General features: G+C 68.4%; 23 protein-coding genes. 14 read left to right on the forward strand and 9 right to left on the reverse strand.

What is annotated here, in order from left to right:
• Positions 1 to 68 precede the first annotated feature (68 nt).
• Positions 69 to 986 carry a putative endonuclease domain-containing protein gene (locus tag ABIB15_RS11630; RefSeq protein WP_354478599.1) on the reverse strand — a complete coding sequence of 306 codons (918 nt, stop codon included), beginning with the start codon at positions 984 to 986 and terminating at the stop codon, positions 69 to 71.
• A 178-nt stretch (positions 987 to 1,164) separates the two neighbouring features.
• Positions 1,165 to 2,112 carry a uridine-preferring nucleoside hydrolase UriH gene (gene uriH, locus ABIB15_RS11635; protein WP_354478602.1) on the reverse strand — a complete coding sequence of 316 codons (948 nt, stop codon included), beginning with the start codon at positions 2,110 to 2,112 and terminating at the stop codon, positions 1,165 to 1,167.
• A 47-nt stretch (positions 2,113 to 2,159) separates the two neighbouring features.
• Here uriH and ABIB15_RS11640 point away from each other — a divergent pair, with 47 nt between their 5' ends.
• The 5 genes from ABIB15_RS11640 to ABIB15_RS11660 are packed head-to-tail and all read left to right on the forward strand — an operon-like array spanning position 2,160 to position 5,940.
• Positions 2,160 to 3,347 (forward strand): adenosylhomocysteinase, encoded by a 1,188-nt coding sequence (locus ABIB15_RS11640; RefSeq protein WP_354478605.1) that lies wholly within the window; start codon positions 2,160 to 2,162, stop codon positions 3,345 to 3,347.
• Positions 3,347 to 4,093, forward strand: a complete 747-nt coding sequence (locus ABIB15_RS11645) for an IclR family transcriptional regulator (protein WP_354478607.1) — start codon at positions 3,347 to 3,349, stop codon at positions 4,091 to 4,093. Before ABIB15_RS11640 ends, ABIB15_RS11645 begins: the two co-directional genes overlap by 1 nt.
• 10 nt (positions 4,094 to 4,103) lie before the next feature.
• Positions 4,104 to 5,222 carry an adenosine deaminase gene (locus tag ABIB15_RS11650; RefSeq protein ID WP_354478609.1) on the forward strand — a complete coding sequence of 373 codons (1,119 nt, stop codon included), beginning with the start codon at positions 4,104 to 4,106 and terminating at the stop codon, positions 5,220 to 5,222.
• Positions 5,223 to 5,224: 2 nt separating this feature from the next.
• Positions 5,225 to 5,671 carry a PTS sugar transporter subunit IIA gene (locus ABIB15_RS11655; RefSeq protein ID WP_354478612.1) on the forward strand — a complete coding sequence of 149 codons (447 nt, stop codon included), beginning with the start codon at positions 5,225 to 5,227 and terminating at the stop codon, positions 5,669 to 5,671.
• Positions 5,668 to 5,940 carry a PTS sugar transporter subunit IIB gene (locus ABIB15_RS11660; protein WP_354478615.1) on the forward strand — a complete coding sequence of 91 codons (273 nt, stop codon included), beginning with the start codon at positions 5,668 to 5,670 and terminating at the stop codon, positions 5,938 to 5,940. Before ABIB15_RS11655 ends, ABIB15_RS11660 begins: the two co-directional genes overlap by 4 nt.
• A gap of 359 nt (positions 5,941 to 6,299) precedes the next feature.
• Here ABIB15_RS11660 and ABIB15_RS11665 read toward each other — a convergent pair whose 3' ends face one another.
• A complete protein-coding gene (locus ABIB15_RS11665) occupies positions 6,300 to 7,967 on the reverse strand; it encodes a phospho-sugar mutase (RefSeq protein ID WP_354478618.1) in 1,668 nt (555 codons plus the stop codon).
• Entirely contained in the window at positions 7,964 to 8,797 is an 834-nt protein-coding gene (locus ABIB15_RS11670; RefSeq protein ID WP_354478620.1) for a purine-nucleoside phosphorylase, read from the reverse strand. The genes ABIB15_RS11665 and ABIB15_RS11670 overlap by 4 nt, the downstream gene beginning before the upstream one ends.
• A gap of 80 nt (positions 8,798 to 8,877) precedes the next feature.
• On the opposite strand from ABIB15_RS11670, the gene ABIB15_RS11675 reads away from it, so the two are divergent.
• Together ABIB15_RS11675 and ABIB15_RS11680 are read left to right on the forward strand one after the other, a co-directional pair.
• Complete coding sequence (locus ABIB15_RS11675) at positions 8,878 to 10,314, forward strand: NAD(P)H-quinone dehydrogenase (protein WP_354478623.1); 1,437 nt, start codon at positions 8,878 to 8,880, stop codon at positions 10,312 to 10,314.
• A gap of 390 nt (positions 10,315 to 10,704) precedes the next feature.
• A complete protein-coding gene (locus ABIB15_RS11680; protein WP_354478625.1) occupies positions 10,705 to 11,604 on the forward strand; it encodes a hypothetical protein in 900 nt (299 codons plus the stop codon).
• Positions 11,605 to 11,835: 231 nt separating this feature from the next.
• Here ABIB15_RS11680 and ABIB15_RS11685 read toward each other — a convergent pair whose 3' ends face one another.
• Positions 11,836 to 13,587 (reverse strand): acetyl/propionyl/methylcrotonyl-CoA carboxylase subunit alpha, encoded by a 1,752-nt coding sequence (locus tag ABIB15_RS11685; RefSeq protein WP_354478628.1) that lies wholly within the window; start codon positions 13,585 to 13,587, stop codon positions 11,836 to 11,838.
• Between the two features lie 96 nt (positions 13,588 to 13,683).
• The gene (locus ABIB15_RS11690) at positions 13,684 to 14,322 is read right to left on the reverse strand and encodes a Maf family protein (RefSeq protein WP_354478631.1); all 639 of its coding nucleotides are present in this window, start codon (positions 14,320 to 14,322) and stop codon (positions 13,684 to 13,686) included.
• Between the two features lie 20 nt (positions 14,323 to 14,342).
• Between ABIB15_RS11690 and ABIB15_RS11695 the strand changes: the two genes are divergently transcribed.
• The 4 genes from ABIB15_RS11695 (at position 14,343) to ABIB15_RS11710 (ending at position 18,772) form a co-directional block, all read left to right on the forward strand.
• Complete coding sequence (locus tag ABIB15_RS11695; RefSeq protein ID WP_354478633.1) at positions 14,343 to 15,614, forward strand: class I SAM-dependent RNA methyltransferase; 1,272 nt, start codon at positions 14,343 to 14,345, stop codon at positions 15,612 to 15,614.
• Positions 15,615 to 15,727: 113 nt separating this feature from the next.
• Positions 15,728 to 16,432, forward strand: coding sequence for a response regulator transcription factor (locus ABIB15_RS11700; protein ID WP_354478636.1), 705 nt, complete (start codon positions 15,728 to 15,730; stop codon positions 16,430 to 16,432).
• A 154-nt stretch (positions 16,433 to 16,586) separates the two neighbouring features.
• A complete protein-coding gene (locus tag ABIB15_RS11705; RefSeq protein ID WP_354478639.1) occupies positions 16,587 to 17,723 on the forward strand; it encodes a sensor histidine kinase in 1,137 nt (378 codons plus the stop codon).
• The gene (locus tag ABIB15_RS11710; protein WP_354478642.1) at positions 17,720 to 18,772 is read left to right on the forward strand and encodes a DUF8320 family protein; all 1,053 of its coding nucleotides are present in this window, start codon (positions 17,720 to 17,722) and stop codon (positions 18,770 to 18,772) included. Before ABIB15_RS11705 ends, ABIB15_RS11710 begins: the two co-directional genes overlap by 4 nt.
• Before the next feature lie 441 nt (positions 18,773 to 19,213).
• Here ABIB15_RS11710 and ABIB15_RS11715 read toward each other — a convergent pair whose 3' ends face one another.
• Both ABIB15_RS11715 and ABIB15_RS11720 read right to left on the reverse strand, forming a co-directional pair.
• Positions 19,214 to 19,447: an acyl-CoA carboxylase subunit epsilon gene (locus ABIB15_RS11715; RefSeq protein WP_354478645.1), complete on the reverse strand. Its 234-nt coding sequence runs from the start codon at positions 19,445 to 19,447 to the stop codon at positions 19,214 to 19,216.
• On the reverse strand, positions 19,444 to 21,045 hold the full coding sequence (locus ABIB15_RS11720; RefSeq protein WP_354478647.1) for an acyl-CoA carboxylase subunit beta: 1,602 nt from the start codon (positions 21,043 to 21,045) through the stop codon (positions 19,444 to 19,446). Before ABIB15_RS11720 ends, ABIB15_RS11715 begins: the two co-directional genes overlap by 4 nt.
• 93 nt (positions 21,046 to 21,138) lie before the next feature.
• On the opposite strand from ABIB15_RS11720, the gene ABIB15_RS11725 reads away from it, so the two are divergent.
• The 3 genes from ABIB15_RS11725 to ABIB15_RS11735 are packed head-to-tail and all read left to right on the forward strand — an operon-like array spanning position 21,139 to position 23,842.
• Entirely contained in the window at positions 21,139 to 21,933 is a 795-nt protein-coding gene (locus ABIB15_RS11725; RefSeq protein WP_354478650.1) for a biotin--[acetyl-CoA-carboxylase] ligase, read from the forward strand.
• A 3-nt stretch (positions 21,934 to 21,936) separates the two neighbouring features.
• Positions 21,937 to 22,485 (forward strand): PH domain-containing protein, encoded by a 549-nt coding sequence (locus ABIB15_RS11730; RefSeq protein ID WP_354478653.1) that lies wholly within the window; start codon positions 21,937 to 21,939, stop codon positions 22,483 to 22,485.
• Between the two features lie 49 nt (positions 22,486 to 22,534).
• A complete protein-coding gene (locus tag ABIB15_RS11735; RefSeq protein WP_354478656.1) occupies positions 22,535 to 23,842 on the forward strand; it encodes a UDP-glucose dehydrogenase family protein in 1,308 nt (435 codons plus the stop codon).
• On the opposite strand, the gene ABIB15_RS11740 is transcribed toward ABIB15_RS11735, so the two are convergent.
• Positions 23,741 to 24,268, reverse strand: a complete 528-nt coding sequence (locus ABIB15_RS11740; protein WP_354478659.1) for a GtrA family protein — start codon at positions 24,266 to 24,268, stop codon at positions 23,741 to 23,743. The genes ABIB15_RS11735 and ABIB15_RS11740 overlap by 102 nt on opposite strands.
• Positions 24,269 to 24,280 lie beyond the last annotated feature (12 nt).

Here is a 24,280-nt window from a genome sequence, read left to right on the forward strand (position 1 = left end):
CTGAGAGTACGCACTTTGGCTGTTGCGCGGCCGCAGGGAGAGCCGAAACACGTACTCTCGCGCCCGTCTCACCAGTGGCGGATCGGCCTGCCGTCCCATCCGCCCGCCATCAGCGCCGTGCGCAGCCTGCCAATTAGCCCGGCAGGGTCGCGGTAGTCGGGCGAGTGGGCGCGGATCGCGATCCAGTTGATGAGCTGCAGGGCGTTGATGCGGCGGATGTCTTCGGCCCACTGGATCCGGTCCCTGCGGTGATGATCGCCCTCGTATTCGAGGGCCACCCGAAACCTTCGCCACGACAGGTCAGGCCTCGCGACAAATTGGCCCACAGCATTCCTGACCGGCTCATTCACGTCGGGAGACGGCAGGCCAGCCTGGAGTATGGCGATGCGGATCTCGCTTTCGGGTGGGGAATCGGACCGCTCGGAGAGCAGGGGAAGCGCCAGGCGAAGCATCCGCGGGCCCCGTCGGCCGGGGAAACGCGCCACCGCGGTCTCGAGCCGCACGAGGGAGGTGGCCGGATTCCGCCGCCATAGGAGGAAGTCTCCCGCGCCGACGAGCTGCGGCAGGGTGAGTGACCCTGCGAGGTCGCACCACGTGCGCTCGGGCGAGGTCAACGCGAGGCCCGCCGAGAAGGCCAGATCGCCCTCGAGGAGGGTGAGGTGGTGCGAGCGGATGCCGGTGGCTTCGACCCGCCTCTCGCCCGCGCGGACACCGATGTGCAGGGGGAGCCAGGGGTGGCCGACAGGGAGGGGGATCCGCAGCAGGCCCGCCGCCGTCGGCCCGCAGAAGAAGGACCGGGGCGGCATCCGCAGGGCGAAGGCCAGGCACAGCCGGAGCAGGCTCGCCTCGGCCGTCGCGAGGTCGCGGGTTCCGGCGAACGGCGCGGTGAGGTCCCGTCCCCGCAACCGCCCGCGCGCGAGCATGGCGTCGCGCGCCAAGAAGGGACCCGTCAGGAGGGAGGACGGGAGCGGATGCCGTGGAGCCATCGAACGAGAGTGCACCGGTGGCCGGGCCCAACGGGCGGACTCTCCACAGCCGAGGAGGCTTCGACCGTGAGAGCACGCGAAACGGCGCTTTCGGGGACTCCCGAGCAGCCCAAACGCGTGCTCTCGCGATCCGGCTGAGTCTGGCGGGCCACGTGCGACTTTGACGACGCCCGCGGGCTTACAGCTCGACGTCGCCGATCCGCTCGAGAGCATCCACGATGAGCGCCCAGAACCTGGCGTGGTCGAGGTCGGTCGCCGCGTGCGTCGTGCAGTCGGCCGGCGCCGGGGAGCGGAAGTCCGCGACGGTCATGCCGAGCGTCAGGGTGCCGGCGAGCTCGACGTCGAGAGGTACCTTCACGACCGTCATCACCGAGGGATCGATTACGAGGGCGACGGCGCAGGGGTCGTGCACCGGCGGGAACTCGAAGCCCTGGGTCTCTCGGTAGGTCTGGCCGAAGAACTCGAGCAGTTCGAGCACGAACCGGGCCGGGCCCGTTCCGACCGCGGCGACCTTGGCCACGACATCCGGGGTCGCGACGGCCTGGTGGGTGAGATCAAGGCCGACCATCGTGAGCTTCCACGACTCGTTGAAGACGATGTGAGCGGCCTCGGGGTCGATCACGATGTTGAATTCGGATGCCGCGCTCCAGTTGCCGACGTGGTAGCCGCCGCCCATGAGCACGACCTCCTTGACGCGACCGGCGATGCGCGGCTCCTTGCGCACCGCGAGCGCGATGTTGGTGAGCGCGCCCGTCGGCACGAGCGTGATCGTGCCGGGTTCGGCAGCCATCACCGTGTCGATGATGAGGTCGACGGCGTGGCGCCCGTCGACAACGAGGACCGGCTCCGGCAGCACCGGTCCGTCGAGTCCCGACTCGCCGTGGATCGACTCCGCGACCTCCGCCGCCCGCACGAGCGGCCGGGCTGCGCCGGCGGCGAAGGGCACTCCGGTGATCCCCGCGATGCGCGCGACCGCGAGCGCATTGCGTGTGACCTTCTCGATCGTCTGGTTGCCGTGCACGGTCGTGACGGCGACGAGCTCGATCTCCTTGCTGCCGTGCGCGAGCAGAAGCGCAATCGCGTCGTCGTGGCCGGGGTCGCAGTCCAGAATGATCTTCGTCGCCATCGGGCAAGCATATATGAAAGTGACATTCATAGGCGTAGGGTGTCGGCATGGATGATCAGACAGCAGAACTCGTCAACCGTGGCCGCAAGCGCATCGAATGGATCCGTTCGCGGATGCCGCTGCTCGCGGCGGCACGCGCCGAACTCGCTGTCTCGAAGCCGTTCGACGGCCTGCGCATCGGCATGTCGCTGCACCTCGAGCCGAAGACCGCGGTGCTGCTGGAGACCCTCGCCGCTGGCGGCGCCGAGATTGTCGCGACCGGAAACCACGGCTCCACCCAGGACGACATCGTGGCCGTCCTGCGCGCCAACGGCATGACCGTCTTCGGTCGCAGAGACGACAGCGTGGAGCGGCACCGCGAGAACATTTCGGCCGTACTCGATGCCGCCCCGGCCATCCTGCTCGACAACGGGGGAGACCTCGCCGCGGGTGCCGTCGCGCGTGGCATCGAGTCCAGCATCCTCGGCGGCACGGAGGAGACCACCTCCGGTGGCGATAGGCTGCGCGGCGAGCTCGCCGGGCGCGTGCCGTTCCCCGTGATTGTCATCAACGACAGCCGGCTCAAGGCCATCGGCGAGAACCGGCATGCGGTCGGGCAGTCGGTCGTCGAGAGCTTCATGCGGATCACGAACATGATGATCCCCGGTCGTCGTTTCGTCGTGGCCGGCTACGGCTGGTGCGGCAGCGGGGTCGCCCACTACCTCCGGGCGCTCGGCGGCAAGGTCGCCGTCGTCGAGGTCGACGAACTCACGGCATTCGAGGCCGCGCTGGACGGCTATCGGGTTGATTCGCTGGAGAACCTCGCGGGCTGGGGCGAGGTGTTCATCACCGCGACGGGCCACCCCGGAGTCATCAGCGCGGAGATCTTCCCGCTGCTCGCGGACGGGGCGGTGCTCGCCAACTGCGGGCACTTCCCGTGGGAGATCGACGTGCCGGCGCTCACGGCAGCGGCGACCGGCATCCATCCCCTCGACGAGGCGATCGACCGGATCGATTTCGCCGACGGCCGGCACGTGATCCTCCTCGCCGACGGACGGATGATGAACCTCGCCGGCCGCGAGCCCAAGGGCAACTCGCTCGAGTCGATGGACCTCGGGTTCCTGCTCCAGGTGCTCTCCCTCGAACGCGTCGCGACCGCCGCCACCACCCTCGTCGCCGGCGCCCAGCCGGTGCCCGACGACCTCGACCGACTGATCGCCCGGCGCATGCTCGCGGCAATGGCCGCGGACCGCTGATGCCCGACCGCCCCGAACCGGTCGACGCGGCCGACGAGGCTGCCCCGGCGACGGATGCTGCGCCGACCGCAGAGTCCCCGGAATATGCTGTGCCCGCCCTCGACAAGGCCCTCGACGTGCTCGAGTTGCTCGCCGACCAGAGCGGCGGACTCACCCAGGCCGCCATCGCGACCGCCGTCGGACGCTCGGTGAACCAGATTTTCCGGGTGCTGCAGCGGCTCGAGCGGCGTGGGTGGATCTACCGCGATCGCCATTCAGGCCTGTACTTGCTCTCGACCAGGATGCTGGACCTCGCACACCGGCATCCGCCGCTACGGGGCCTCGTCGAGCTTGCGCTCGGCCCCATGCGCCGGCTCGCCGAGGCGGCACGCCAGTCGTGCAACCTCAGCGTGCTCGACGCCGTCCGGGTGCGCGTGATCGCGCAGGTCGAGAGCCCAGCCGACTTCGGCTTCCGGGTGCGCGTGGGTGCGGACTTCCCGATCGAGTCGACCGCGGCGGGCATCACGCTCACGGGCGGCGCTGCGGCCGGTTTCCTGCGGCGTGACGATCCCATGCAGCCCGGTATCACCGACCTCGTCGTGCCCGTGCTCGGCCGCGATCGCCAGGCCGTTGCCGCGCTCACGATCCCGTACGTCGCCACGAGCTTCAGCGAGATCGGCGTCGACGCGGTGCTTCGCGAGCTGCTCGAGGCCGGTCATGCGATCTCCGCCCGCCTGCAGGGGGCTGGACACGACGTCACCCGGTAGATTTGACCCCATGACCACATCCCCAGAGGACTACCGCCTCCGAGGCGGCGCGAATGTCAGCGCCCTCCCCAAAATCTCCCTCCACGACCACCTCGACGGCGGCCTGCGCCCGCAGACGATCATCGAACTGGCCGACGCCGTCGGCTTCGCCCTTCCCGAGACGGACTCCGGCGACCTCGCCCGATGGTTCTCCGAGAAGTCCGACTCCGGCTCCCTCGTCGAATACCTGAAAACCTTCGACGTGACGACGGCCGTCATGCAGACGCGCGAGGCGCTCAGCCGGGTCGCACGCGAGTTCGTGCAGGACCTCTCGAAGGACGGCGTGATCTACGGCGAGATCCGCTGGGCCCCCGAGCAGCACCTCACCGGCGGGCTCAGCCTCGACGACGCCGTCGAGGCTGTGCAGGACGGCATCGACGCGGGCGTCGACGACGCGCAGAACGCCGGATCCCGCATCCGGATCGGCCAGCTCGTGACGGCGATGCGCCACGCCGACCGTGGCCTCGAGATCGCCGAGCTCGCCGTGCGCCACCGCGACCGCGGCGTCGTCGGCTTCGATATCGCGGGTGCCGAGGCCGGGTTCCCCGCGAGCCGGATGCGCGAGGCGTTCGACTACCTCGCCCTGCACCTGTTTCCGGTCACGGTGCACGCCGGCGAGGCCGACGGGATCGACAGTATCCGCAGCGCACTGTTCGACGGCCGCGCCCTCCGGCTCGGCCATGGCGTGCGCATCGCCGAAGACATCGTGGTCGATCGCGAGACCGACGAGAGCAGCTATGTCACCCTGGGCTCGGTTGCCCAGTGGGTCAAGGATCGGGAAATCCCGCTCGAGCTGAGCCCGTCGTCGAACCTGCAGACCGGGGCGATCGCCGCGTGGGGCGACGACCTCGTGGACCACCCGTTCGACCTGCTCTATCAGCTCGGTTTCCAGGTGACCGTCAACACCGACAACCGGCTCATGAGCAACACCTCGTTGAGCAAGGAGCTCGTGCTGCTCGGCGACGCGTTCGGCTACGACCTGAGCGACTTCGAGGTCTTCCAGCTCAATGCCGCCGCGGCGACCTTCCTGCCGCTCGAGGACCGTGAGGAGCTCGTCGACCAGATCATCGCTGGCTTCGAGCAGGCCTGAGAATGCCGCTTCCGCCCCTCCCGGAGGAGGCCATCACCATCGGTGCGGATGCCCGGACCTGGCGTGAGGCCGTGCGCCTCGCTGGCGCGGGGCTCGAGGCATCGGGGGCAGCACGCTCGGGCTATTCCGATGAGATGATCCGCATGATCGAGGAGCACGGCCCCTACGTGGTCATCGCTCCCGGCCTCGCACTCGCGCACGCCCGTCCCGGGCCGGAGGTGATCAAGGACGGCCTTGCGGTCGTGACGCTGAGCACGCCCGTTGCCTTCGGGCATCCCCACAACGACCCGGTCAGCGTCGTGCTGGGGTTGGCCATCCTGTCGATCGAGGGGCACCTCGCCTCGGTCGCCGAGCTCGCGAACGTGTTCAACGATGCGAGTGCGATCCCTGCGATCGCTGCGGCGAAGGACGCCGCGACGGTCATCGCCATTATGACGAGGCAACAATGAAGATCGTCGCGATCTGCGGCGCCGGAATCGGCAGCTCCAGCATTCTCAAGGTCAACACCGAGCGTGTCTTGGCCAACCTCGGGCTTGAGGCCGAGGTCACAGCGGCCGATATCACTTCGGTGCGCACCGTGGCGGCGGACGCCCAGGTGATCCTCACCTCGGCCGAGTTCGTCGAGGCGATCGGCAAGACCTTCGCCGACGTGATCGTGATCGAGAACTACTTCGATCTGCAGGAGCTCACGGAAAAGCTGGAGAAGTCGCTGGGCTGAGCCTGCTGCCGCTGGGTGAGTAGGTCGCTCGGGTCGCGCGGCGACCGTGTCGAGACCGTGCGGTGGCCTGAGCATCCGCCCAGCCGCACCACACCGCTAACCCCCGGCACCATCAGGAGCCACAACGCGCGTCCTCAGTGGTGTCCCGCACTCGGCACGCCGCGGTGTCCCGCACTCGGCACGCCGCGGTGTCCCGCACTCGGCACGCCCAACTTCGTGCCGACTGTGCCCAATCGCGCCGAGAGTGCGCGTTCGAACAGGCACACTCGGCGCTAACAGGCACACTCGGACTTCGACACGGCCGCGCCAGAGCGCGCTGCTCAACCGGCAGATCGATCAGCCACCGTGTCGAAAGAGCGTCAGGCCAGGATCGCGCGGATTCCCGCGTCAAGCTCGTCGACGACGGCCTGCGCCGCGGCCTGCCGCTCCGCGCCGGTGCCCTCGGTGCTCGACGAGTCGATGTAGACCTTCACCTTGGGCTCGGTGCCGCTCGGGCGCACGATCACGCGCGCGCCGTCGGTGGTCCAGAAGCGCAGGATGTCGCTGGCCGGGAACGATCCGAATCCGCCGGAGAAGTCCTCGATGCGGTCCACGCGAATCGATCCGATCTCCCGCAGCGGGGCATTCCGCAGCTTCGTCATGATGCGCGGAACCTCGGCGAGGTCGGTCACGCGCACCGAGATCTGAGCCGACGCGAACGCGCCGAATTTCTCGGCGAAGTCGAGCAGGTGGTCGTCGATCGTCTTGCCGGCCGACTTCAACTCGGAGACGAGGGTGAGGAAATCGACGGCGGCCGAGATGCCATCCTTGTCGCGCACCTTGTCTGGATCGACGAGGTAGCCGAGGGCCTCCTCGTAGCCGAACGCGAGCCCGCCGGCGCGGGAGATCCATTTGAATCCGGTGAGGGTCTCGGCGAAGTCGAGGCGGTATTCGCGAGCGATCTCCCGCAGGGCGGGGGAGCTCACGAGGGAACAGGCGAGAGTACCGTCGGCGCCGGACTCAGCGAGCCGCTCCGCCGCGCGCCAGCCCAACAGGGAACCGACCTCGTTGCCGCTCAGCCGCCGCCAGCCGCCAGCCGCCGGGATCGCGACCGCGAGCCGGTCGGCGTCGGGGTCGTTGGCGATGATGAGTTCGGCGCCCGCCGTCGTCGCGGTCGCCATCGCGAGGTCGAGAGCACCGTACTCCTCGGGGTTGGGGAACGCGACCGTCGGGAACGCGGCATCCGGCTCCTGCTGCTCGCGCACCGAGACCGGTTCGCCGAACCCGGCATCGACGAACACGCGGCGGGCCGTGCGCCAGCCGACGCCGTGCATGGCGGTGTAGACGAAGGAGACCGGCGCCGGCACCGCCGGGGCGAGGGCAGCGGTCAGGCGCACGTAGTCGTCGACGACAGCCTCGCCCGCGGTCTCGAAGTCGGCGCTTCTGGGCAGGTCGGTCGCGAGCGAGCCGGCCGCGACGGCGCGGATTTGCTCGGCGATCTCGGCATCCGCGGGGGCGACGATCTGCGCGCCGCCGTCCGCGCCGCCCACGTAGACCTTGTAGCCGTTGTCGGCGGCAGGGTTGTGGCTCGCGGTCACCATGACCCCGGCGCTCGCCTCGAGCTGGCGCACGGCGAACGCGAGCACGGGCGTCGGGAGGAGGCGGGGGAGCAGGATGGCGCGCACTCCCGCGCCGGCCATGATCTCCGCCGTGTCGATCGCGAACACCCGTGAGTTCGTGCGGCCGTCGTAGCCGATCACGACGCTCGGGGCGCTCTCGCGAGAGAGCAGCCAGGCGGCGAATCCCGCCGCGGCCTGGCTGACGAGCACGCGGTTCATGCGGTTAGAGCCCGCGCCAATCGCCCCGCGCAGGCCAGCAGTGCCGAACTCGAGGCGAGTGTCAAAGCGGTCGTGCAGGTCGGCGACCGCCGATGGTGCGCCGCCCTCGGCATCCGCGACGACCGCCTCGAGCTCGGCCCGCGTCTCGGCGTCGGGGTCTTGGGCGATCCAGTCCCGGGCGACACGGATGAGGTCGTGCGTGGCCGTCACAGCGCGTCGACGATCTGGGCGAGGAGAGCACTGATGACCGGCTCGGCGTCGCGGCCAGCCTCGAGAACCTCGGCGTGGCTCAGTGGGGATGTCTGGATGCCCGCGGCAAGGTTCGTGATGAGCGACATGCCCAGCACCTCCATGCCCGCCTGGCGTGCGGCGATGGCCTCGAGGGCCGTCGACATGCCGACGATGTGCCCGCCGATCGCCTTCGCCATCTGCACCTCGGCCGGGGTCTCGTAGTGCGGCCCGCGGAACTGGGTGTAGACGCCCTCGTCGAGGGTCGGATCGATGCCCTTCGCGATGGCCCTGAGCCTCGACGAGTACAGGTCAGTGAGGTCGACGAACGTGGCGCCCTCGAGCGGGGAATCGAAGGTGAGGTTGATGTGGTCGCTGATGAGCACGGGCGTTCCCGGCGTCCAATGCGACTTGATGCCGCCCGCGCCGTTGGTGAGGATCATGATCCTCGCGCCGGTTGCCGCGGCGGTGCGCACACTGTGTACGACCCGTCGCACGCCGTGGCCCTCGTAGTAGTGGGTGCGCGCGCCGATCACGAGGGCGCGCTTGCCGCCGGGCAGCAGGATCGAGCGGAGCGAGCCGACGTGGCCTTCTAGGGCTGGACGGCTGAACCCCGTCACATCCGTCGCCGGGATCGTCGCGACCGTCTCGCCGATGAGGTCGGCCGCTTTCGCCCAGCCCGATCCGAGGGTCAGTGCGATGTCGTGGTGGTCGACACCGGTGAGGCGCGCGATGTCCGCCGCGGCGGCTGCAGCGACCTCGATCGGATCCGTCATCGGATCATCCAGCACATGGCTCTGCGTTGTCGACATAGACCCCACCCTATTCACTTGGGCGGGCGCCGCCGCGCCTTTCGTTTGGGAGGGTCGCGGCGGTAGGCGAGAATGAAGCCATGTCCTATGAGTTCGAGCGAAAGCAGCGCATTGCCATCCTCGGGGGAGGGCCGGGTGGATACGAGGCGGCCCTCGCCGGTGCCCAACTGGGAGCCGACGTCACCCTCGTTGAACGAATCGGTGTCGGCGGCTCCGCCGTGCTCACCGATGTCGTGCCGTCGAAGACGCTCATCGCCACCGCCGAGGCGTCCAACTCCATCGGCGAGGCCGCCGATCTGGGCGTGCAGTTCTTCACCCGCGGCGACTCCGGGCGGCCCGTGCGCCCCGAGGTCGCGGTGAACCTCTCCGCCGTCAACGCCCGACTGATGAGGCTGGCCCGCCAACAGTCGGAGGACATGAAGTCCGGCCTGATCAAGGCGGGCGTGCGCATCGTGCAGGGCGACGGCCGGCTCGACGGACCACAGCGGATGATCGTCTCGACCGGCCGAGGCAAGGGCGCCACGGACTTTGACGAGATCGACGCCGACACCGTGATCGTCTCGGTCGGCGCGAGCCCGCGCATCCTTCCCACCGCCAAGCCCGACGGTGAGCGCATCTTCACCTGGACCCAGCTCTACACGCTGAAGGCGATCCCCGAGCACCTCATTGTCGTCGGCTCCGGCGTGACCGGGGCCGAGTTCGCCTCGGCCTACACCGCGCTGGGCTCGAAGGTCACGCTCATTTCGAGTCGTGACCAGGTGCTCCCTGGTGAGGATGCCGACGCCGCGCGGGTGATCGAGGACGTTTTCAAGCGCAACGGCATGACGGTGCTCTCGAAGTCGCGGGCCGAGTCGGTCAAGCGCACCAAGGAGGGGGTCGTCGCGACCCTCGCCGACGGGCGCACCGTCGAGGGCACCCACTGCCTGCTCGCCGTCGGCTCGATCCCGAACACCGCCGGTATCGGACTCGAGGATGCCGGCATCCAGCTCACCGAGTCCGGCCACATTCGGGTCAATCGGGTGGCGCGCACCTCGGTGCCGAGCATCTACGCGGCCGGCGACTGCTCCAATTTCCTTCCGCTCGCCTCGGTCGCCGCGATGCAGGGTCGCACGGCGGTGTACCACGCGATGGGGGACGCCGTGAACCCCACCGAGTTGCGCAATGTGACCTCGAACATCTTCACGCAGCCCGAGATCGCGACCGTCGGCTGGACGCAGAAGCAGATCGAAGACGGACTCGCCCAGGGCGACATCTACAAGCTGCCGCTCGCCTCGAATCCGCGCGCGAAAATGCAGGGCATCAAGGAGGGCTTCGTGAAGCTCTTCGCCCGCACCGGGTCGGGCACCGTGATCGGCGGTGTGATTGTCGCGCCGCACGCGTCCGAGCTCATCCTGCCGATCGCGATCGCGATCGAGCACCGCCTGACGGTCGACCAGATCGCGCAGGCCTTCGCGGTGTATCCGTCGCTGTCGGGCAGCATCACGGATGCCGCGCGGGCGATGCACATCGTCGCGTAACCGGCTTCTTCGCTGTCATTATTCAGGAGTCAGGGCCGGGTGACCCTTTCAGAATTCAGGAGTTGGGGCTGGGTGACCCTTTCGGAATTCAGGATCGATGACCACTCCCGCCCTGTTTTTTTGTGGGATTCATCTACGGTTGCGGCGCGGAATTGTGACTGAGTGCCTGATTTCGGGCGGGTGGCTGCAGGGCATCCTGAATGATGCGGAGCCCCGGCAGCGATGACTCCTGAATGATGAAAGTCGACCCGAGCCGCAACTCCTGAATGATGAGAGCAGCGGGCGAACGCGTCGGCGGATGCTGTCCTCCCCAGCGGCAGCGCGGCATCCGGTTCGACGAATGTCCGGGTTCACGAGCACCATGCACTTCCGCTGGCCCATGCTTCCCGCATGAAATCGGTCCAGACAACGGTGGCCGCGTTCGGCGGCATCGCCACCCGGCAGCAACTTATCGATGCCGGCCTCAGCGGGTTCGACCTGACGATCGCGGTCAAGCGGGGCGAGGTGCGACGCGTGCGCCAAGCCCGCTACGCGACGGCGGAGGCGACCTTCGACGCACTCGCGGCGGCCCGAGTCGGCGGACTCCTCGCTGGCACGTCCGCCGCGAGGAGCTACGGCCTCTGGGCGGGATTCGACACGCGGCTGCATATTTCGGTCGGGGCCAATTCGGCGCGGCTTCGCACCAACTACCCTCCAAGTTTCAGCGTGCGTCCGGTCGAACTCACTCCCGATACCTCCCGGCGGCGGATTGTGCTGCACTGGCTCAAGGACGGTGCCGTACCCGAGCTCGGACCAGAATGCTGGCGGGTCTCGCTGCTCGTCTGTCTCAGGCAGGTGGTCGCCTGGTGCGACAGAGAGACGGCGGTGGCCTGCGTCGACTCTGCGCTGACGCTCGTCCCCCGAGAGGTGCTCACCGAGGCCTTCTCGGAGGCGACGATCGCGCACCAGCGTGTTGTCGACGAGTGCCGCCCCGGGAGCGATTCAGGATATGAATCGATCGTCCGGCAGCGGCTGGCGGCGATCGGAATCGTCCTGATCCAACAGGTCCATCTCCCGGGTGTCGGGAGAGTGGATGGGCGGATTGCCGGGACCAGAGTGATCGTTGAGATCGACGGCCGCAAATATCACGACGACCCGCAGGCGGTCGAGGAGGATCGCCGACGCGGTGCTGAGCTCGCAGCTTTGGGCTACACGCGAGTGCAGCTCAGCACAACGAAGATCACCAGCGACTGGCCGTGGTGCGTGCGCATGGTTCGCGGCGCGATAGCCCGGTTCCCCGATGCCGCGTAGTGGCTCTCCAACCCGCGAGTTGCCTCGACCGACGGCTTTCATCATTCAGGAGTTCAGCCGGACGACGAGATTCAGAATTCAGGAGCATTCGGGCGGCGGATGCTGATTTCCCCAGCATCCGTTCCCGATTGCAGCGATTCCCGCCGAAACTCAGCCCACACTCCTGAATGATGAAAGCCGCCAGTGACCGGCACCACCCCACACTCCTGAATAATGAAAGGCATCGGCCGATCAGGTCTGGATATCCAGCAGAAGGTGCCCGGACGAAACCGTGAGGCCGACCGTCGCGTTGAGGTTGGCGATCATGCCGTCCTTGTGCGCGGTGAGCGGTTGCTCCATTTTCATCGCCTCGAGCACGAGGATGAGGTCGCCCTTGACGACGCGTGCCCCGTTCTCGACCGAGAGCTTCACGATGGTCGCCTGCATCGGCGCCTTGACCGAGTCGCCCGTCGCGGTGACTACCGCACCCGAGCCGCGGCGCTTCGGGGCTGGCGGCGCGACCGGCCCGGCGCCGGCGGCACCGAGGCGGGCAGGCAGCCCGACCTCGACGCGCTTGCCGTCGACCTCGACGACGACGCTCGTGCGCACCGATGCCGGCTCCTGCTCAGCGAGCGACCCGCTCCACGGTTCGATGTCGTTGACGAATTCGGTCTCGATCCAGCGGGTGTAGATGCTGAACGGCTCGGAGGTGAACGCGGGGTCGCGCACGATCGCGCGGTGGAACGGCAACACGGTCGGCAGACCGGCGAGCTCAAACTCGTCGAGCGCCCGGCGCGAGCGCTCGATCGCATCGGCGCGGGAGGAGCCCGTGACGATGAGCTTGGCAAGCAGGGAGTCGAACGCGCCGCTGATGACGTCGCCGGTCGTGACGCCGCTGTCGACTCGCACGCCGGGCCCACCGGGGAAGCGCAGAACGTGCACGGGACCGGGGGAGGGCATGAAGTTCAGACCGGGGTCCTCGCCATTGATGCGGAACTCGATCGAGTGGCCCTGCGCGACGGGGTCGCCGTAGCCGATGGCCTGGCCCTCGGCGAGCCGGAACTGCTCGCGCACGAGGTCGATGCCCGTGACCTCCTCCGATACCGGATGCTCGACCTGCAGCCGCGTGTTGACCTCGAGGAACGAGACGGTGCCGTCCTTCGCGACGAGGAACTCGCAGGTTCCGGCGCCGACGTAGCCGACCTCGCGCAGGATCGCCTTCGACGCGGTGTACAGCAGTTCATTCTGTGCGTCGGTGAGGAATGGCGCGGGTGCCTCCTCGACAAGCTTCTGGTGTCGGCGCTGCAGCGAGCAGTCGCGGGTCGACACCACGACGACCGTGCCGAAGACGTCGGCGAGACACTGGGTCTCGACGTGGCGCGGCTGGTCGAGGTACTTCTCGACGAAGCACTCGCCGCGACCGAACGCGGCGACGGCCTCACGGGTCGCGGAGTCGAACAGCTCCGGCACCTCCTCGCGGGTGCGCGCGACCTTGAGCCCGCGCCCGCCACCGCCGAACGCGGCCTTGATCGCGACGGGCAGGCCGTGCAGGTCGACGAAGTCGAGCACCTCGGATGCGCCGGAGACGGGGTTGAGCGTGCCGGGTGCGAGCGGGGCGCCGACGCGCTCGGCGATGTGGCGAGCTGAGACCTTGTCGCCGAGCTGCTCGATGGCCTCCGGCGACGGTCCGATCCAGATGAGGCCGGCGTCGATGACGGCCCGTGCGAACGCCGCGTTCTCGGCGAGGAAGCCATAGCCGGGGTGCACGGCGTCGGCGCCGGACCGGCGGGCGATCGACAGGAGCTTTTCGATCACGAGGTAGGTTTCCGCCGAGGTGGAGCCGTTCAGCGCGTACGCCTCGTCGGCGAGCTTCACGTGGCGGGCGTCGCGATCCTGGTCGGCGTAGACGGCCACCGAGGCGATGGAGCTGTCGCGCGCCGCCCGGATGACCCTGACGGCTATCTCTCCACGATTGGCGATCAGAACCTTAGTTATCCGGGGCATAGTGCCCAACTCTATTGCCGCACAGCACGGTCGAATTGGCCACGACCCACAAAAAAGTGTCGTGTCGCAGCGAGACCTTCTACAAAACGGCGATGGTCAGCGGTTCCAGAGCGCCGGCCAGCTGACGTCGAAACCGCGGAAAAGGCCACGCAGCGCGGCCAGCGAGAGCCCGACGACGGCGTGCGGATCGCCCTCGATCGAGGTGATGAAGGGAGCTCCGAGGCTGTCGATGGTGAAGGCGCCGGCGACGGCGAGCGGCTCCCCGGTTGCGATGTAGGCATCGATTTCGTGATCGGTGATGTCCGAGGCGAACGTGACCGCCGACGTCGTCACCGAACCGGCTCCCCGGGCGGCGACCCCGGCGCGGTGGTCGATGAGCCAGTGCCCCGAGTGCAGGTGGCCGGTGCGTCCGCGCTGCAGCAGCCAGCGTTCCCGGGCGACGTGCGGCAAGTGCGGTTTGCCGTAGATGATGCCGTCGAGCTCGAACGCGGAATCGCCGCCGAGGATGAACCCGTCGATCTCCTGCCCATCGGGTGTGCGCCCCACGACGGCCTCGGCCTTGGCCCTGGCAAGCAGCTCGACCATCTCGGGGGCCCCGATCGGCCCGTGTTCCCCCACCCACGACGCGACGGCCGCATCCTCGTCGACGAGCGAGTCGATGACGACGGGCTCGATGCCCGCGGCGCGCAGCGTCGCGAGCCGCGCGGGAGAGGTGGAGGCCAGATAGAGGCGCACGGTGCTCCTATGCTCGATGGATGGGTGACATGCAGGGCGAACGCGTCGAGGTCGAGATTACAGGCGTTGCACATGGCGGAATCTTCGTTGCGCGGCACGAGGGGCGGGTCATCTTCGTCAGCGATGCGATCCCCGGCGAGCGGGTCATCGCGCAGATCACCGATGATGCGAAGTCGTCATTCTGGCGGGCCGACACCGTCGCGGTGCTCGACGCCTCGCCGCACCGCCGGCCCCACGTCTGGGACTCGGCCGCCCTGGACCGGGAGCCGGCCCAGCGCGCGGGAGGCGCGGAGTTCGGCCACATCCTTCTCGAGCACCAGCGCGAGCTCAAGCGACAGGTGATCGTCGATTCGATGAAGCGGATGGCGAAGCTCGACGTCGCAGTCGACGTCGCGGCGCTGCCATCCGGCGAGCTGGCCGGCGAGGCAGTCGCCGATGGGGACGGCACGGGATGGCGCACCCGGCTGCGGCTGCACGTCGGTGACGACGGCACACCCGGCCCGTATGCGGCCAGGTCGCACCGGGTGATCGAGGTGACCGAGCTTCCGCTCGCCGTGCCCGAGGCCCGAAAGGTTGCGCCGCTCGGCGAGAAATTCACCGGAGCGGACTTCGTCGACATCGTCGTGCCGTCGACAGGCGCCCCTCTCGTGCTGGTTGACGATGCGGCATCCGGTCCCACGAAGCACTCGAACCGCATCATCGAACGGGTCGGCGACCGCGATTTCCGACTCGACGTCCGCGGGTTCTGGCAGGTGCACCGGCATGCGGCCCAAGCACTGACCACGGCGGTGCAGCAGGCGATCGACGAGTCGCTCTTCGACGCGCGGGCCGCGAACCTCGACCTCTACGGCGGCGTCGGGCTCCTCGCGGCCGCGGTCGGCGACAGGTTCGGCCGGGCCGTGCGCATCACGAGCGTCGAGAGCGACGCGGGGGCGACCGACCACGCCGCCGAGAATCTCGTCGACTGGGTCGGCGCCGCAGCCGTCACGGCGCGAGTCGAGCGCTACCTTCGCCAGGTCGGTACCGAGGCGCGCGGCGCCGACCGGTCTCGGCTGCGGGCGGCGACCGTGGTCCTCGACCCGCCGCGGGCCGGGGCGGGCAAGGCGGTCGTCAGTGAACTCGTGCGGCTGGAACCGGCCCAGATCGTCTATGTCGCCTGCGACCCCGTTGCCCTCGCGCGTGATGTCGCCCTGTTCGCAGCCCAGGGCTACGAGATGTCCCGGCTGGTTGCCTTCGACCTGTTCCCGAACACCCACCACGTCGAGGCCGTCGCGACGCTTGTGCGGCGCTGACGGGCCCGGATTCTGACCGGCACGCCGCAGCAACCCACGCTGGCGCCTCGCGCCGCGTTAAGCTAGGCGGTGAGGCCGTCGTGGACGGCGGTCTGCAGGAGACAAGGATCACCATGGCCCAGCCAACAACGCACGTTCCCGTTGCGGGAGCGCCGGCGACGACCGTGCGCGTCTCCGTCGTGGACGACCACGAGTCGGTCAGGCTCGGGCTCAAGGCCGCCTGCACCGACGCGGGATTCGAGTTCATCGTCGCCGCGGCATCCGTCGACGAGCTGATTGCGCAGCTGGGCGGCCGGGAGTGCGACGTTGTCGTGCTCGATCTCTCGCTCGGCGACGGCTCGACCGTCACGGAGAATGTCAAGCGCGTGCAGGCCGTCGGCTCCGCGGTGCTCATCCACAGCATCGCCGACCGGGTCGCCTCGGTGCGCGAGGCCCTCGCAGCGGGCGCGGCAGGTGTCATCCCGAAGTCGTCCGCGACCAAGACCGTGATTTCCGCCGTCGAGACCGTCGCTCGGGGCGATGTGCTCAACAACCTCGAGTGGGCGACGGCCATCGACGCCGACAGCGACTTCGCCAAGGCGCAGCTGGGTCGCCGCGAGCGCGAGATCCTGCACCTGTACGCCTCTGGGTTCCCGCTCAAGCTCGCCGCGCAGCAGCTTGGCATCGGGTACTCCACGGCCAGGGAATACCTCGACCGTATCCGGGTGAAGTACGTGGAGGTGGGCCGACCGGCGCCCACCAAGGTCGACCTGCTCCGCCGAGCGGTCGAAGACGGCATCCTTCCGGGGCTCGACCCGGAAGCCGGTGATGGCCGCTAACGAACCACCCCACGGCGGGATGGGGCAGCCGCGAACATCTCGGAACCCGATCAGCCGTCGCCAGATCGAAACAGTCATCTCCCGGTCGACGGGGGTCTTCGGGCTGGTGTTCGGCGCTCAGACGGTGCCAGTCTTGCTCGCGCAATCCTCGTTTATGATCCCTGAGTGGTCGTTGTTCGCCCAAGGACTCCTCTTCGGAGGGCTGCTGCTGTCGGTCGCCGCCTCGATCCTGAAGCGGTGGGTGCTGATCGTCAACGGTTTCGTCGCTGTGGCCTGGTTCGTCGTGATGGCGACCTGGCCCACCGGGGTCGCCGATGTGGCCGTCGTGTCGGACGAGCGCCCCTGGCCGTGGTTCATCTGCACGGTGGCGACCGCCGCCGCCGCCGTCGCCTGGCCCGTGTGGGCCGCCGTCGTGGCGCTCGTGGTAGCGCCGCTCACCTACGGCATCGTGCGGGTGACGCCGGCCGGAGGGGCTGCACCGCTCGACCTCGCCGCCTACGACGTGATTTATGCGATCATCCTCGGCGGCACTGTTCTCATCATCATCACGATGCTCCGGCAGGCGGCGGCATCGGTCGACCTCGCCCAGTCGACCGCACTCGATCGCTACTCCTACGCTGTGCGCCAGCACGCCACCGAGGTCGAAAGGGTGCAGGTCGACGCGATCGTGCACGATAGCGTGCTCACGACCCTCATCTCGGCGGCGCGGTCGCACGCCCCGGAGGCCGAGGCGCTGGCCGTACGGATGGCGAGCAACGCGATGGGCTACCTGCGGGACGCCGCGGCGTCATCGCCGGATGACGCGACGAAGGTGAGAGTGGGCGATCTCGCCGTGCGGATCCGGTCGGCGGCCGACGCCGTCTCGGTTGCGTTCGAGTACCGGCCGGGCGAGATCAGTGACTGGGACCTCCCGTCGCAGGCCGCGGAGGCCGTGTACTCGGCCGCCGTGCAGTCGATGGTCAACAGCACCCAGCACGCTGGTTCCGATCCGAACACCACGAGGTGGGTCGGAGTGCGCTGTGCGCCCGGCGGCGGAGTGGTCGTTGTCGTCGGGGACACCGGCGCCGGATTCGACCCTCAAGCCGTGCCGACCGCGAGGATCGGGCTGAGGATCTCGATTCTCGAGCGGGTCAGTAATGCCGGCGGGCACGTCGACGTGGATTCGCGCCCCGGAGAGGGCACCGTCATCACGATCCGCTGGCCGGCCGCTGAGAGCGTCTGGCCCGGGTCTGGCCCGGATGCCGGCGAGGGTGCTGTGCCGGTTGCCGCCGGCGAGGGCGCGACATCGTGAGCATCTCGATTCCCCGCTATCTCATCGTGATGCTCGCGGCGGTGTTCTCGGCCTATCACCTGCTGCTCGCGGCGGTATCGATCGATGTCCCGGTGCGGAACGGCCCCTACATCGCAGCGATGGTGCTGTACGCGATCGCGACCATCGCGAGCCTGTGGCCGACGAAGTCGACCCGGATGCCGATCTGGATGGCGTCGTTCAACGTCGCAGTCTCGCTTGCCGTCGCACTCCTTGTGACGAGTCAGCTGCCAGCCGGACCGGGCAACAGCTACGCAGCGTGGCACACGGCCGCGATCGGCACGCTGATGGTCATCACGTCGACCCGGCGGCGCCAGTCGCTCGCCTGGATCGGCGTCGGCGCCCTCGCTGTCCAGACCGTTGCCTGGCAGGGCTTCGGCGCCCTACTCGAGGTCGGGACCCTCGGGAGCATCATCTGGGTCGCGATCTCCCACGCACTCGCCTACTCCCTCGCCTCTGCCGGACGCGACGCTCGCCACTACGCCCTGGCCGAGCGGGAAGCCGCCGAGTGGCGCGCGGCGCAGGAGGCGCATGTGTTCGAGCGCCAGTTCAGGCTCGGTCAGACCAGTCGCATGGCTGTTCCCATGCTGCGGGAGATTGTCGCGAGCGGAGGGGACCTCACGGACGCCCAGCGTGAGGAATGCCTGCTCCTCGAGGGGGCGATCCGTGATGAGATCCGCGGGCGCAAACTGCTCAACGACCGAGTGCGACACGAGGTCATGGCCTCCCGCAGGCGCGGCACGACCGTCACGCTGCTCGACGAGGGCGGAATTGACGACCTTTCCGAGGGTGAGCTGGATCGCGTGCTCAACCACCTCGCGAAGGCGATCGGCGGCTCGAAGGCCGACCGGATCATCGCGCGGACCGTGCCCCACGGATCCGAGACGGCCGTGACGGTCGTCGGGCTCAGCTCGGGCAGTGACGGCACCAGCTCCGCGCTCGGCCAGGAGTCAGACGACGAGGACGACGACGAGATCGACTTGTGGCTTGAGATTCCGCGAGTCGTCGAGCGTGGCGCACACGCCCTGTAAGCGGCGGGCTTAACGAGAAATAGGACCGGCCACCGGCCGGTCCTATCCAAATCCCCGAGTCAGGGCGATAACCCGAATACCGCCCTGACTCGCCCCCAATGCATTAGCCCGCTTACCCTAGTCGGCTAATGATTGGCGGTGTGCTCATTGAGCAACACCTAGCAAGAACAATCATGCAACGAACCGGGGGTCCCCGAAAGTCATCTCTTTAGGGGACTTCCGGGGGACAATTTTGTACCCTGTCACCCGTTTGGGGTGCCCACGGACCGATAACGGCGGGAGGTGCACGACGGATAACGGGGTACATTTCGCCTGTCACGGCGCATTAGCGCTGCCGGGTCGGCCGGCTACGACGAAATCCGTGACGAGTGTTGCGAAATCCGAAGGTGTGCTCGTTCCCAACGACGGAATCGGCGGAAACGCCCCCCGTTGTGGGGGGTGTTAGCCCGAGAACGAGCGCCAGGCGCCCGACCCCGGCGCGAGCGGCTGGCGCAGGGCTCGCTGGCTCCGCTGCCAGGCGCTCCGGGGCGTGGAGGTCTCGAGGAGCGCATCGTCGGAGAGCTCCTCGGCGAGCGCCGTGACAACGGCGGTTATTGCGGCGAGCTCCGCGGCGGAGGGGTCACCGGCGAGGATGGTGATCTCGGCGTCGGCTTCGCCCTCGGGCACCGTGATCACAGCGGGATGTTCCCGTGCTTCTTCGGTGGCAGCGACGCGCGTTTCGTGCGCAGCGCGCGCAGCGCCTTGACGATCGCGACGCGTGTCGCGGCCGGCTCAATGATTCCGTCGAGTTCGCCGCGCTCCGCCGCGAGGAACGGTGACGCGACGTTGTAGGTATACTCGCTTGCCAGCCGCGTGCGCACCGCGGCGACGTCCTCACCGTCCGCCTCCGCCTGCTTGATCTCTGCCCGGTAGAGGATGTTGACCGCGCCCTGGCCGCCCATGACGGCGATCTCGGCGGTCGGCCAGGCGTAGTTGAGGTCGGCGCCGAGCTGCTTGGACCCCATGACGATGTAGGCGCCGCCGTAGGCCTTGCGGGTGATGACCGTCACGAGCGGAACCGTGGCCTCCGCGTAGGCGTACAGCAACTTGGCCCCGCGGCGGATGACGCCGGTCCATTCCTGCTCCGTGCCCGGCAGGTAGCCGGGAACGTCCACGAGGGTGAGGATCGGGATCGAGAAGGCGTCACAGAAGCGCACGAATCTCGCGGCCTTCTCGCCGGCCTCGATATTGAGCGTGCCGGCCATGGCGCTCGGCTGATTGGCGACGATGCCGATGGCGCGACCCTCGACGCGGCCGAAGCCGACAACGATGTTGGGTGCGAAGAGCGGCTGCGTCTCGAGGAACTCCCCGCCGTCGACGATGTGCTCGATGATGAACTTCACGTCGTAGGGCTGGTTGGGGCTGTCGGGGATGATCGTGTTGAGCTTGCGGTCGGCATCGGTTATTTCGAGCTCGACATCGCTCGCGTACAGCGGATGCTCGGCGAGGTTGTTGTCCGGAAGATAGCTCAGCAGGGCGCGCGCGTAGTCGAGGGCATCGTCCTCGTCGCTCGCGAGGTAGTGCGCGACGCCGGACTTCTGGTTGTGGGTGAGCGCGCCGCCGAGCTCCTCCATGCCCACATCTTCGCCCGTCACGGTCTTGATGACGTCGGGCCCGGTGACGAACATCTGGCTCGTCTTGTCGACCATGATCACGAAATCGGTGAGTGCCGGAGAGTAGACGGCGCCTCCCGCGGCGGGGCCCATGACGATGGAGATCTGTGGGATGACTCCGGATGCCGCCGTGTTGCGCCGGAAGATCTCGCCATACTTTCCGAGCGCGACAACGCCTTCCTGGATGCGCGCGCCGCCGGAATCGAGCATTCCGATGATCGGCACGCCCGTCTTGAGGGCCAGGTCCATGACCTTGATGATCTTCTCGCCCGCCACCTCGCCGAGCGAGCCGCCGAAGATGGTGAAGTCCTGCGCGTACACCGCGACCTGGCGGCCGTGGATGGTGCCGGTGCCGGTCACGACCGCGTCACCGTATGGCCGGGACTTCTCCATGCCGAAGGCGTGAGTGCGGTGCCGCACGAACTCGTCGAGCTCGACGAAGGATCCGTGGTCGAGCAGCTGCTCGATACGCTCGCGGGCGGTCTTCTTGCCTTTCGCGTGCTGCTTTCGGATCGCGGCGTCTCCGCTCGCGGTCACCGCTTCGTGGTATCGGACCTTGAGGTCGGCGAGTTTGCCCGCTGTCGTGTACAGGTCAGGTTCGGCAGTGTCGTCAGAAGTCACGCTTTCACCTTACCGACGAACCGGGGGCCGGGACGTTGTCGGTACCCCACAGCATCCGGGCGCCGCCGTGCGCCGAAACCGTACCCTTGGGGAATGCACCTTCCCCGCAGCTCGGCCATCGCACGCCTCGCCGTGCTCGAGGAGACGCCGTCGACCAACGATGCTCTGCTCGCGCTCGCCGATTCCGCCCCCGAATTCACGGTCGTCGCGACGGCGAACCAGACCGCCGGTCGCGGCCGCCTCGGGCGCGAGTGGATCGCGCCGCCCGGCCAGACGCTTGCCGCCTCCGTGCTGCTGCGCCCTCGGCTTCCCGCGGGGGAATCGCTCGAACTCAGTCATTGGGGCTGGATCCCGCTCATCGCCGGCCTCGCCCTGGCGAGATCGATCTCCGCGCTGCTGCCGTCGGACGGCGCCGAGCTCAAGTGGCCCAACGACGTGCTCGTACATGGCCGTAAGGTATCCGGGATCCTCGCGGAACTTCTGCCCGGCGCCGACGGCCTCGTTCTCGGTGCCGGTATCAACCTGGCGATCCCGGCGGACGGCCTCCCGACGCCCACCTCGACTTCTCTCGGCATCGAGGGGGCGACCCTGTTCGGCGACGAACTCGCCGACGCGGTCCTCGTGGGGTGGCTCACCGCGTTCCGCCCGCTGTACCGGGAGTTCCTCCACCTCGGCGGCGACGCCGACGGCAGTGGCATCCGCGAGCAGGTCTCCGAGTCGTGCAGCACGCTCGGGAAGCGCGTGCGGGTGCACCTTCCCCGCGGAGACGACCTCTCCGGCGCCGCGATCGACATCGACCGCTCCGGGCGGCTCTGTGTCAAAAGCGAGTCGGATGGCCGGGTTCAGGCTGTCGCCGCCGGCGACGTGACACATCTGCGGTATGAATGAAGCATGTCATCGGAGCCCGGCCAGCCTGGCCCTGAACCAGAGCGTATTGTCGCGAGCCTCCGGCCGCACGGGCGCGCGATGTTCTGGCCCTCGCTCGTCCTGATCGGCGGGGTCGGGTCCATCGCCTACTTTTACGGGCGCTTCGACGAGGAGTGGCAGAACCTCGCCGTGCTCGGTGGCGGCGCCGCGGTGATCGTGCTGCTGTGGATGCTTCCGCTGCTGTTCTGGCTCGCGAAACGGTACATCATCACGACGCGGCGCATCGTGCTGCGCTACGGGCTGTTCGTGCGCACGAGGCAGGAGCTCCTGCACAGCCGCGGTTACGACGTCTCCGTGCGCAAGAACGCCCTGCAGAGCCTGTTCCGCAGCGGTGATGTGATCATCAACACGGGGCTCGAGAACCCGGTTGTCATGAAGGATGCGCCGAGTGCCGACCTCGTTCAGGGAGCCCTGCACGACCTCATGGAGAAGAGCCTCAACCCCATCGCCGCCAGGCGCCAGGCCGAGCAGTCGGGTGCCTCGGACGAGACAACCGCGTGGGGCGTGCGATGATCGGTGCCCGATTAGGCTGGGGCTTCCGCCGACGCGAATGAGAAGGCCCATGAAAGTTTCCATTATCGGCTGCGGTTACCTCGGTGCCGTCCATGCCGCGTGCATGGCGGACCTCGGGCACGAGGTCATCGGCGTCGACGTCGATGCCGCGAAGATCGCCCTGCTCGCCGCAGGCACGCCACCCTTCTTCGAGCCCGGGCTCCCCGAGCTGCTGAAGTCGGCCATCGCCTCGGGCCGGCTGACGTTCACGACGGACATCTCGCAGGTGAGTGGGGCTGCCGTGCACTTCATCGCGGTGGGAACCCCGCAGCTCGGCGAGAGCAATGCCGCCGATTTACGCTACGTCGACGCGGCGGTGACGGGCCTGCTGCCCCACCTGCGTGACGGCGACCTCGTCGTGGGCAAGTCGACGGTGCCGGTCGGCACCGCCGCGCGCCTCGCCGAGGTCGTACGCTCGGCCGGCAGCGGGGCCACGCTCGCCTGGAATCCCGAGTTTCTGCGGGAGGGGTTCGCCGTGAAAGACACCCTCACCCCCGATCGACTCGTCTACGGGCTTGCCCCCGGCGACAACGTCGGTGAGAAGCTCCTTGACTCGGTCTACGCCTCCGCCCTCGCGCTGGGCACCCCCAAGGTCGTCACCGACTTCTCCACCGCCGAGCTGGTCAAGGTCGCCGCCAACGCGTTCCTCGCCACCAAGATCTCGTTCATCAACGCGATGGCGGAAGTGGCGGAGGCGACTGGCGCCGACGTGACCCAGCTCGCCGACGCGATCGGCTACGACGCGCGCATCGGCCGCAAGTTCCTGAATGCCGGACTCGGCTTCGGCGGCGGGTGCCTGCCGAAGGACATCCGCGGATTCATGGCGCGCGCGGAGGAGCTCGGCGTCGACCAGGCGCTCAGTTTCCTGCGCGAGGTCGACAGCATCAACCTGCGCCGTCGCGGCCGGATGGTGGACTTGGTCACGGAGGTCGTGGGCGGCGACGTCGCAGGCAAGCGAATCGCCGTGCTCGGCCTCGCGTTCAAGCCGGATTCCGACGATGTGCGGGATTCCCCCGCGCTCGACGTCGCGGTGCGCCTCGCCGCGCTCGGCGCAGATGTCGTGGCGACCGACCCCGAAGCCATCGAGACATCGCGCCGCCGCTTCCCCGACCTCAACTACGTCGCATCCGTCGACGACGCGGTGCGGGGTGCGGATGCCGTGGCCCTGCTGACCGAGTGGAGGACGTACCGCGCGCTCGACCCGACGGTTGTCGGTTCAGCGGTTGCGACCCGCGCCATCGTAGACGGGCGCAACTGCCTCGACCCCGTCCAATGGCGAGACGCCGGCTGGTTGTATCGGGCGCTCGGCCGCCCCTGACGCGATCGCGGGCGCAAACACCCAGGTGCGGTAGAGCCAGAAGCGGAACGCGGTGCCGAGGCCGAGGCCCACGACGTTGGCGGAGATGTTGTCGGCGATGGCGCTCTGCAGCCCCAGCACGTAGTGCGAGAACCAGAGGCAGCCGAGCGCGATGAGCATCCCGCCCACGCTGACGATCGCGAACGCAACCCCCTCGCCGAGCGCTTTGGCGCTGCGGTGGAGTCGGAACGTCCAGTACCGGTTGCCGGCCCAGTTCGCCGCAATCGCGAGCGACACGGAGATCACCTTCGCCAGAAGAGGACCATCGCCGTACGCGTCGGGGGAGAGCACCGTTGCCCGGAGGAGATTGAAAACCCCGATGTCGATCACGAGGCCGACGATGCCGACCAGACCGAAACGGGTGAACTGCCCGATGATGCTTCGCATGCGCCCTCCCGG

The sequence above is a fragment of the Marisediminicola sp. UYEF4 genome, from assembly GCF_040546025.1.
In the GTDB taxonomy this organism is placed as follows: Bacteria; Actinomycetota; Actinomycetes; order Actinomycetales; family Microbacteriaceae; genus Marisediminicola.

Coding starts and splice junctions, on each gene's coding strand:
- ABIB15_RS11630 (WP_354478599.1), bottom strand. CDS start 986: ATGGCTCCACGGCATCCGCTCCCGTCCTCCCTCCTGACGGGTCCCTTC.
- uriH (WP_354478602.1), bottom strand. CDS start 2,112: ATGGCGACGAAGATCATTCTGGACTGCGACCCCGGCCACGACGACGCG.
- ABIB15_RS11640 (WP_354478605.1), top strand. CDS start 2,160: ATGGATGATCAGACAGCAGAACTCGTCAACCGTGGCCGCAAGCGCATC.
- ABIB15_RS11645 (WP_354478607.1), top strand. CDS start 3,347: ATGCCCGACCGCCCCGAACCGGTCGACGCGGCCGACGAGGCTGCCCCG.
- ABIB15_RS11650 (WP_354478609.1), top strand. CDS start 4,104: ATGACCACATCCCCAGAGGACTACCGCCTCCGAGGCGGCGCGAATGTC.
- ABIB15_RS11655 (WP_354478612.1), top strand. CDS start 5,225: ATGCCGCTTCCGCCCCTCCCGGAGGAGGCCATCACCATCGGTGCGGAT.
- ABIB15_RS11660 (WP_354478615.1), top strand. CDS start 5,668: ATGAAGATCGTCGCGATCTGCGGCGCCGGAATCGGCAGCTCCAGCATT.
- ABIB15_RS11670 (WP_354478620.1), bottom strand. CDS start 8,797: ATGTCGACAACGCAGAGCCATGTGCTGGATGATCCGATGACGGATCCG.
- ABIB15_RS11675 (WP_354478623.1), top strand. CDS start 8,878: ATGTCCTATGAGTTCGAGCGAAAGCAGCGCATTGCCATCCTCGGGGGA.
- ABIB15_RS11680 (WP_354478625.1), top strand. CDS start 10,705: ATGAAATCGGTCCAGACAACGGTGGCCGCGTTCGGCGGCATCGCCACC.
- ABIB15_RS11685 (WP_354478628.1), bottom strand. CDS start 13,587: ATGCCCCGGATAACTAAGGTTCTGATCGCCAATCGTGGAGAGATAGCC.
- ABIB15_RS11695 (WP_354478633.1), top strand. CDS start 14,343: ATGGGTGACATGCAGGGCGAACGCGTCGAGGTCGAGATTACAGGCGTT.
- ABIB15_RS11700 (WP_354478636.1), top strand. CDS start 15,728: ATGGCCCAGCCAACAACGCACGTTCCCGTTGCGGGAGCGCCGGCGACG.
- ABIB15_RS11705 (WP_354478639.1), top strand. CDS start 16,587: ATGATCCCTGAGTGGTCGTTGTTCGCCCAAGGACTCCTCTTCGGAGGG.
- ABIB15_RS11725 (WP_354478650.1), top strand. CDS start 21,139: ATGCACCTTCCCCGCAGCTCGGCCATCGCACGCCTCGCCGTGCTCGAG.
- ABIB15_RS11730 (WP_354478653.1), top strand. CDS start 21,937: ATGTCATCGGAGCCCGGCCAGCCTGGCCCTGAACCAGAGCGTATTGTC.
- ABIB15_RS11735 (WP_354478656.1), top strand. CDS start 22,535: ATGAAAGTTTCCATTATCGGCTGCGGTTACCTCGGTGCCGTCCATGCC.
- ABIB15_RS11740 (WP_354478659.1), bottom strand. CDS start 24,268: ATGCGAAGCATCATCGGGCAGTTCACCCGTTTCGGTCTGGTCGGCATC.